The sequence below is a fragment of the Candidatus Aminicenantes bacterium genome (genome assembly GCA_011049425.1).
In the GTDB taxonomy this organism is placed as follows: Bacteria; Acidobacteriota; Aminicenantia; order UBA2199; family UBA2199; genus UBA876.
Genome location: DSBM01000069.1, coordinates 21,141 through 30,216, shown reverse-complemented (window position 1 = coordinate 30,216; position 9,076 = coordinate 21,141). Strand labels below are relative to the sequence as shown.

6 protein-coding genes are annotated in these 9,076 nt (G+C 56.5%); all 6 read right to left on the bottom strand.

The window, feature by feature from the left end; translation table 11 throughout:
* Positions 1 to 30 precede the first annotated feature (30 nt).
* A complete protein-coding gene (locus tag ENN40_04975; protein HDP94698.1) occupies positions 31 to 330 on the bottom strand; it encodes a hypothetical protein in 300 nt (99 codons plus the stop codon).
* A gap of 64 nt (positions 331 to 394) precedes the next feature.
* Positions 395 to 841: a dinitrogenase iron-molybdenum cofactor biosynthesis protein gene (locus ENN40_04970; protein HDP94697.1), complete on the bottom strand. Its 447-nt coding sequence runs from the start codon at positions 839 to 841 to the stop codon at positions 395 to 397.
* Between the two features lie 146 nt (positions 842 to 987).
* Positions 988 to 2,376: a PAS domain S-box protein gene (locus ENN40_04965; GenBank protein ID HDP94696.1), complete on the bottom strand. Its 1,389-nt coding sequence runs from the start codon at positions 2,374 to 2,376 to the stop codon at positions 988 to 990.
* A 426-nt stretch (positions 2,377 to 2,802) separates the two neighbouring features.
* Positions 2,803 to 4,968, bottom strand: coding sequence for a PAS domain S-box protein (locus ENN40_04960; GenBank protein ID HDP94695.1), 2,166 nt, complete (start codon positions 4,966 to 4,968; stop codon positions 2,803 to 2,805).
* A 211-nt stretch (positions 4,969 to 5,179) separates the two neighbouring features.
* Positions 5,180 to 6,541 carry a deoxyribodipyrimidine photolyase gene (locus ENN40_04955; GenBank protein ID HDP94694.1) on the bottom strand — a complete coding sequence of 454 codons (1,362 nt, stop codon included), beginning with the start codon at positions 6,539 to 6,541 and terminating at the stop codon, positions 5,180 to 5,182.
* 233 nt (positions 6,542 to 6,774) lie between these two features.
* Positions 6,775 to 8,892: a serine hydrolase gene (locus ENN40_04950; GenBank protein ID HDP94693.1), complete on the bottom strand. Its 2,118-nt coding sequence runs from the start codon at positions 8,890 to 8,892 to the stop codon at positions 6,775 to 6,777.
* Positions 8,893 to 9,076 lie beyond the last annotated feature (184 nt).

Genomic DNA, 9,076 nt, shown 5'->3' with positions numbered 1-9,076 from the left:
TTGGTGGCGGAGGGATGAACCCTCCGCCGCCTATTCCGTTTCCTTCTGGTCTGCGTCCATGGCGGCCACGCGCCGGCGCAGCGAATCCAGTTCAGATTCCAACTGGCTCGTGCGCTCCTGCAGCCATTGCTTTTCATCGGCTGTGGATGGCGCCGGGGGCAAATCCTGGGGCATATAAGCGGGTCCGTACCCGTAACCCCAACCGCGGTTGCGGAAACCAAATCCGCCGCCGCGGCGACCACCGAAAAATCCACCACCCCAACCGCCAAAGCGATTGGACCAGCCCGGGCGGTTCCATCCGCCGCAGAATCCGGCTCCACGACCGCTCATCGGTCCCATTCCATTCGGTCCTGTTCTGTCTCCTCCTGGCATTGTCAACCTCCTTTTCTAAAATTCAGGAACGCCACCTCCCCCGCCCGCCGCGCTGGCGGCGGCGCATGCCGCATCCGGGCATGCGGAAATCATCCCGTTCCAGGCGTCCTTGCAGCCAGGCGTCGACAACGCCTTCTACGCCGCCGGCGACAAAGGGGATCACGTGGATCCCGGCCGCCGCGGCCTGGTGCTGTAACTGCCTGGACACGGCTCCGCAGATCAGCGTGGTAACGCCCAGCGCCCTCAGGCGGGGAACCCGTTCCCACGGGTCAACCTCTTCCAGAAGCACTTCCCGGTTTGACATCACCCGCCCACTTTCCACCTTTGCCAGGAGGAAGCAGCGGCTGACATCAAACAGGGGCGCGACGCGTCCCTGCCAAACACTAACTGCCAGGTTCATGCGGCGTTCCTTTTTGGTCGGCGGCGGGCGGCTTTTGCCGCCCGGCTCGCAGACACTGGATAGAAGCATTTGTCATGCCAGGATCCATTTTCATGCCAAATTTTGATCTTATTTCCCGATATTTCTACATTTCAGCAAATTCTCATCAACTTGCACAAAGCATTTAATGTTGCATACATGCAACACAACTTTGGCGCACCTGTTGCCGCTTTGCATCATTTGGGAATCCTTTCTTTCTCATCCCGGATTCCCAGGGCGCGCATCTTGCGAAACAAGGTGGAGCGGTGAATGCCCAATTCAGCAGCGGCGGCGCCACGGTTCCAGTTATGCTTTTCCAAACTGGTACGTATGGTAGCGGCTTCCACGCTGCGCCGGGTATGGATGATGGTTTGTCCCGAACCGACGGCTACCGGATCTCTGGAACGGATTTCTGCAGGCAGGTGTTCAGAGAGGATCATCCCCTGCCGGCACAAGACATACGCGCGCTCAATCGCGTTTTCCAGTTCGCGCACGTTTCCCGGCCAATGGTATCCCATCAGCAAGACCATGGCATCGGGATGCACTCCCTGGATGTGGCGGCCCTGCATGTGATTGAAGCGGCGCACGAACCACTCCGCCAGCAGGGGGATGTCTTCCCGCCGTTCCCTCAGGGGCGGAATGTGGATGGGAACCACGTGAATACGATAGTAGAGGTCGCTGCGAAAGCGGCCTTCCTCGACCGCGTTTTCCAGGTCGCGGTGGGTGGCCGCGATGATGCGCACATCGGCTTTGCGGGTGCGGTGGTCTCCCAGGGGCTCATAGGTGTGGTCCTGCAACAGGCGCAGCAGTTTGACCTGCACACCGGCCGACAGATCCCCGATTTCATCCAGGAACAGGGTTCCCTTCTCAGCCACAGCGATCCTTCCCGTACGATCCCTCGCGGCTCCGGTAAACGCGCCGGCACGGTAGCCGAACAGTTCCGCCTCCAGCAAGGTATCCGGTAATGCCGCGCAATTCAGGGCCACGAAGGGTCCGTTCTTGCGCGGGCCCAGGTTGTGAATGGCGCGGGCCGCTACCTCCTTGCCGCTTCCGGTTTCGCCCAGGATGAGCACGGTTGAGACGGAATCCGCCACCGCCGGTAAGATTTCCATGACCTTGCGCATGGCGTTGGAGCGCCCGATCATGTCGCCAAAGCGGAAATGGTTCTCCAGCTGGCGGCGCAATCCATCCAGTTCACTGAGGTCACGGAATGTTTCCGCGCCCCCCCGCACGCGCCCATTGCGGTCTCGCAACACTGCGGTGGTCACAGTTACGGGGATGCGGCGGCCGTCGGCGTTGACAATGAATCCGGAGCGTTGGACAACTGGATTTCCGGTTTCCAGGGTTTCCCTGAGGGCGCAGTAATCTTCACACAAGCTGGAACGAAACACTTCGTGACAGAAACGCCCTGTGGCCTCCAGGCGCGGGATGCCGGTGATCCGTTCGGCGGCGGCGTTGAACCAGGTGATGCGCCATTTTCTGTCCACGGTAAACACACCGTCGGAAATGCTTTCCAGTATGGCACGGTAAAACGCAGCGGGCGGTTCAGCAACACTGGACGGAACCTTTCCTTTTGGCGGACTCACGCTTTAATTTACCATCAACGTTGCCGAATTGCAACATCGAGCTGGGGACGGTGCTTGTCGAGCTGGGGACGGTGCTTGTAAGTATGTAAATACGGATTTTTGGATAATCAAAGTTGAAGAGTTGGAGAGTTGGAAAGGGGCGGTTCGCGAACCGCCCGTACACCTTTCACCTTTCACTTGATACCATTATTAAAATCCGAAATCCCAAATTCTAAATCCGAAACAAATTCAAATGACCGAAATTCAAATGTTCCAAAAAAAAGCCACAGAACCTTCGCCAATTGTCTCTTGCCACTTGCCTTCAGGCTCTGAACAAGGAAGAAGGAATAAAAGGCGCAAATCACTTGGGTTTTTTATTCTTTATTCATTATTCCGATCTGTTCTCTTTTTCTCACCCCCTGCCGGCGTGCTATTACTATCGACTTTTCACTGGTTACCCGGGGTTGCTTTTTTGTCCAGGGCGGTTCGGATGCGTTCGGCCAGGTCATAGATGGAAAACGGCTTTTGCAGCAACACGGTGCCCGTATCGAGAATGCCCTGGTGGACGATCACGTTGTCTGTATACCCGGACATGTAAACCACTTTCAAATCGGGAAATCGCTGCTTTAATGCGTTGAACAACTCGCGCCCGGTCATTCCCGGCATCACCACGTCGGTGAGCAACAGGTCGGGGCTGCAATCGATCTTTTCACACTTATCCAGGCAGTCTTTGCCGGACCCGGAGCTGGTCACCCGGTAGCCCAGTTGGCGCAGCATGCCGGCCGCCAGGCGGCGTACCATGGGGTCATCTTCCACCACCAGGACCTGTTCATTGCCGGAAAACTGCTTGTGGGTACTCCGTTTTTTCTCTGCCGTCATGGCGGGAGAGACATCCTCTTTCAGGGGGAAATAGAGTTTGAAGGTGCTGCCCCGGCCCGGCTCACTGTAAACCCAGATGTACCCTCCGTGCTGTTTCACCACACCGTAGATGGTTGCCAGACCCAGACCCGTGCCCGCGCCGTTCGTCTTGGTGGTGAAAAAGGGATCAAACACCCGTTCCCGGGTCTCTTCATCCATGCCACATCCCGTATCCGTCACGGCCATGAGGGCGTAGGGTCCAGCTTTCACTACTTGATGGCTGCTGATATAACATTCATCCAGAATCATGCGCCTGGTTTCAATGGTCAGTTCTCCGCCCTCGGGCATGGCATCCTGGGCATTGATCGCCAGATTGGTGAGAACCTGCTCCAACTGAACGCAATCCGCGTTGATCGTCAGCGGTTTGTCTGAAAGAGGGAATCGAATCGCGACATTTTCGCGGATGATGCGGCGCAGCAGGTTTTCCATGCCGCGAACCACATCGTTGAGGTCGTGGACCGTAAACTCCATGGCCTGGCGTCGTCCGAAAGCCAGAAGTCGCCGCACCAGGTCCCGGGCGCGAATGCCCGCCTGGTAAATTGCTTCCACCGCCTCCTGATGTTTGACTTTTTCGTCGCAATGGTCCCGCATCAATCCGCTGTAACCCAGGATTGGTGTCAACAGGTTGTTCAGGTCATGAGCCACACCCCCGGCCAGGCGACCCACCGCTTCCATGCGCCGTGCCTGGCGCAAATGAAAGTCCGTGCGTTTCTCAGCGGTTACATCCGCAATCACGGCCACGGCTCCGGTCACACGATAATCTTCATCGCGACGATAATCCCAGTAGACACGTACATCAATGACCGTCGACTCCCCCACCACGTTCTGCCCGATCCACTCCATTGGTATTGGTGCATCTTTCATAAGCAGGGCATACAATTGGCGCAATGGCTCCGGATCGGGCAGATGATCCCAGATAAACGTTCCCACCGCTTCTTCGGGTGTGCATTGGAACATGCGGCAATAAGCGGGGTTGACCCATTCGATGCGTCCCTGTCGGTCAATCTCCTGAATCCCCAGGGGAACAGTCTCAGCCATGCTGCGAAAACGGCGTTCACTCAGCTTCAGGCGTTCCAGAACCTTCAGGTTTTCGGTAACATCCGCCACCAGGACCAGGGCTGTGCGGGGTCCTCCAGGCTGAATGGGACCAATTATCTCACCCGTCACCTGGACCCATCGCTCCCTGCCGTCTTTGCGGATATAGCGCTTCTGGAATTCGTAGCGGCCGGAAACCTTCTCCAGGTGCTCACGGATGTGGGACGCCTCTTCTTTCCAGTCCTCTGGGTGAGTCACATCCATGACGGTCATGCGCGTCAGTTCGTCGCTGGAATAGCCAAGGATGGCCTCCATCCTGGAGTTGACACGCAAAAAACGCTGGGTTTTTGTGTCTACGAGGGCCATGCCGCTGGGGCTGTTGTCAAACACCCCGCGAAACATCTTTTCCGAGCGCTGCAGGTCATCCACCATGCGGCGGTAACGGCTCTGGATAATGGCAAATGCCCAGCCCATGGCCAGGGCCACCAGGACCAGGATCAGGCGCACAACCATGTCATGCGCGGGCACCGAGAACAACAGCACATCCCAGAACTTTCCGCCGTAAAAAAACCGCCAATGCAAAAATGCGTGGATCAGCCACAAACCGGCTCCCAAAAGCAGAAACCAGGCCAAAATGGCATATCCCGTTTTATGCTTCATGCAGTTTCTCTCTTATTTTGCCCACACCGCTGAAATAAGTCAATGTGGCAACCCTGGGGACGGTGCTTGTAAACGTGTAAATACGGATTTTTGGATAATCAGAGTTGAAAAGTTGAAGAGTTGGAAAGTTGGAGAGGGAAAGCAGTTGAGATGCTGAGGAGAAAATGGCAAGTGGCAGGCAAGGGGCGGTTCGCGAACCGCCCCTACCTCTTCAACTCTTCGACTCCAATTCGTTCACACGGCTGACATAAGCAGCGATATCGCACTTTCGCTCTAAGCCTGAGGCGGTCATGCTGCGGACCTTGCCGAATCCCGGGCGGGGCGGCCAGGCGCGGTCGTGCATGCCGAAGATCCAGGCCACTCCGGCAAAAGAGTTGGGGTCGCGGCCGTCCAGAAAAAAACGGTTGTTCAACTCGCGGATGCGGTGGAAGGCTTCCTCGGGATCGCGTGTCCACTCCAGGATCTTCTTGCCCCAGTACATGCGCATGTAGGTGTGCATGAAGCCGGTAAAGAGCATTTCCTGCATGGCCGCGTTCCAATAAGGATCACTGGTTTCCGCTGCTTGCAGTTGTTGCATGGAGTAATGATTTCCTTCTGAATCACGGCTGCGGGTTACCAGGCTTTGGCGTGCCCAGGCCGGGATACACGCATAGGTGTCGTATTCCGGATTAAAGAAGGTAAAGTTGACCGCCAGTTCACGGCGCACCACCAATTGTTCCAGAAAGGGCTCAGCGATCGTTTCGGGGAATTCTCGGACCTGGAGGGCCATTTCCAGGGACGAGACCTGGCCGAAGTGCAGCCAGGGACTCATTTTCGAAGTGGCATCTCTTTCCGGGCGCCGGCTGTTTTCAGCGTAGTCGGCCAATTCGGTACTCAGGAACTTCCGAAACCGTTTCAGGCCTTGGGAGCGTCCGCCGGGGAAATGCTCGCCGACTGCGCCCACAAGGGAATCCACCTTCAAACTTTGCAGCAATCCAACCGTATTCCGGATGTCCAGACCTTTATCCAGCTTTATTTTGAACGCGACTTTCGGGACGCTCTCACTCAAGGGGACCAAGAAGTCGTCCAAGTGCTTGTGGATGCGTGGCCTCTGGGTACGGGCGCCGATTTCAGCTTTCCCGGAAGCGGTTTCAACCGGGACCACGGCATCGCTCTCTACCTGGACCACCCGGCAGGGGGCTTGCTTGGCCACGGTTTCGCGCCAGTCGCGTTGATGCCGCAGGTAACCGTGGTCACTGACCAGCAGGGCGGCGTCCCGTGAAAGGTCCAGTGCCGTCCGGCCGGGGTTGCCGCGGCGCAGGATGAAACCGATTCCGCGGGCGCGCAAATCGTTCGCGGTTTCACTTAATCCTTCCAGCATGAAGGTAAAGTGGCGCAGGTTGGCTTCTGGAAACGTTTCATCCAGGCCAAAGCCAACCAGGACCGGCAGGTTTGCATCATTGGCCTTGCGTATCGCGTATTCCAGGGCATGGTTCCAATGTGCCCGCTGAGATTGCTGCATCCAGTACAGCACGTAGCGGCCTTTGCGCGCGGGAACATCACGCAAAACCTGGACTCGTTCAGGTTGAATCATTTGATCAATTTCCTTCGCATGCTTCACCCCTTCCTGATTCTCGCCAGCTTTGCTCTTACTTTCCACTTTCGACTTGAAGCTTCCGACTGAATGTGTCCTGACACCTGCTTACCCTCCGAAGCCTTGGCGAAGGCGGGTCACCTTCTTTGCCCCTCGCCCTCTGCCAACCTTTTTCAACTTCTTCCCTTTTCAACTCTGCAACTTTTCAACTCTGTTTATCCAAAAATCCGTATTTACATGTTTACAAGCACCGTCCCCAGTTTTTCGGCGGTGAAGGTGCCCTGGGGCTGGTAGATTTCGATGGCCGTGGGGTTTCCGGTTTCGTCCAGGATGAACTTGAGGCGGATCATTTTTACGTCCTTGAGAAAAAACTCATCGCCAAGGGCGGGAACCAGTTCTGAAGCGGGCTGGTTGGCTGCGCGGATGGTCAACACTTCACCTTTCAAATCGATTGTCACCTTCTGACCCATCAGCGTGTAATCACCGGTGAGGGTCTTTAAAAACTCAGGGTCGTGGTAACGCGCATGCGGCTGCTTGTCAAACAGGATGGGTCCGGTCATTGGCTCAAAGAGGGCGCTGACACGATAGATAAAGCCGTTGGCATCGGTCTGGAAGGTCAATTTCATGTCCGCGAAAGTGGGATCATCGATTTCCCTGCCGTTGAAAGTGTCGTAATGCCAGTGATCCAGGGCCGTCTCTATGCCGTTGTATGTAAACTGCAACTTTTTGCCACGGCGGCTGACCACAAGGTCGCCGTATCCCGGGTGGTGATAGGTTCCGAGGTAGCCTTTAAGCTTATGGGAAAGCCGGGTGTCGGCAATCCGCCGCTTCGCTTTCTTTTCTTGCGCATTTTTGACCTCGCCGGCCTGTTCCTTTTTGCGCTTGGCCGCGTCAGCGATCCAATCCACGGGCTCCAGGTCCAGCAGGCGGTCGGCTGCAGTGCGGATCAACAACTCCGGCAGCGACGCCGCGTTCTTGTTGGCGATGGCCACGAAACCCAGGCCGTCATCGGGCAGCAGCACCACCATGCAGGAAAAACCATCGATGTTGCCGCCGTGATGCACGCGCCGGTGGCCGCGGTAGTGATCCACAAACCAGCCCATGCCGTAATCGGTGGCTGAGATGCGCGGATCTGAAGAGTCATTTCCCGTGGGCATGTGCGAGCGGTGCGTGTCCGCCAGGGTCGCGGGATTGACAATGGCTTTGCCGTCGTACTTGCCGTTGGATAAATGCACCATCAGCCAGCGGCTCATTTCGTTGACCGATGAGTTGATAGAGCCGGCCGGCCCCACGGTGGTGATGTCGCGGAAGGGGATCTTTTCCAATTTGCCGTCCCGTTCCCGGTAAGGCCAGGCGAAATCATTATCTTTCTGGGATTCCAGCACGGAAAAATTGCTGCGTTTCATATCCAGGGGCGAAAACACCAAATCGCGGATGGAAGACTCCCAGGAGCTTCCAGTCAGGGTCTCCAGCAAATAACCGGCGGTCAGGAACATGAGGTTGTTGTACTGGAATTCCTGGCGCAAATCCCGGGACAGTTCCAGGTGAGCCATTTTGCGCACCAGTTCTTCGCGGGTGGCAGTCTTGTTGTTGTACCATACCAGGTCGTGGCGGGGCATGCCGGAACGATGGGTCACCAGGTCACGGGGAGTCAAGCGCTCCGTTACCACTGGGTCGATCAACTGGAACCAGGGGATATATTCGCGTACCGGTTGGTCCCATTCCATCCGGCCCCGGTCCGTCAATACACCCAGGGCAAAGGTGGTAAACGCCTTGGAAGATGAGCCGATTGCCAGCAGTGTATCTGCGGTCATGGGCAGCTTGTTTTCCAGGTCACGCAGGCCGTAACCGCCGGCAAAGACCAGGGCATCGTCGCGCACAACCGCCATGGCCACGCCGGGAACACTAAGGCTCTCCAATCCCTGATTAATGACCTCGTCAAAGCCTTTCAGTGCCTTTCTGGCCATGACCAGGGGGTCATCCGCGCGGTGCATCTGAAAAGAAAATTCCTGGCCGCCCTGGGTGAAGGTGCCTTCAATCCGGGAGCCTTCGTTTTCAAGCGTGCCGAAAAAAACCGGTTCGCCGGGAACACCGCTGATGGCAAAACGGACGGAATCACCATCTATGGCGAATTTCTCCAGGGGAATATCTTTGGCTTGCTGCAGGGGAATGGTAATGCTTCCTTTCCATTCACCCTGGGGGTTTTTCTCCAGGCTGACCTGGATTTCCAGTGCGATTCCAGGCAGCTGGATCTCGCCTTGCCAATGGCCGCACAGGCTGTCACTTTCCTGCGCGCAAAGCGGCAGGAAAACAATCAGCAGGAAAACAAAAATGCGTGTGGTTCGTGTCATGATCGGTGCCTCCAAAAGATAGAAACGAGGTTCGCCAGAGAAGGGTTTTCTGTTCGGAAACCGCCGCCCGCTCGTTTTTCCGGCGCTGGTTCGTTATTCGTTCCCGCATCATGCTTCCACGGTACCCGTCAACATTTTCCGATTCCAGCCGAACGGTGATAATGAAACCGGCAGCTCTGTGATA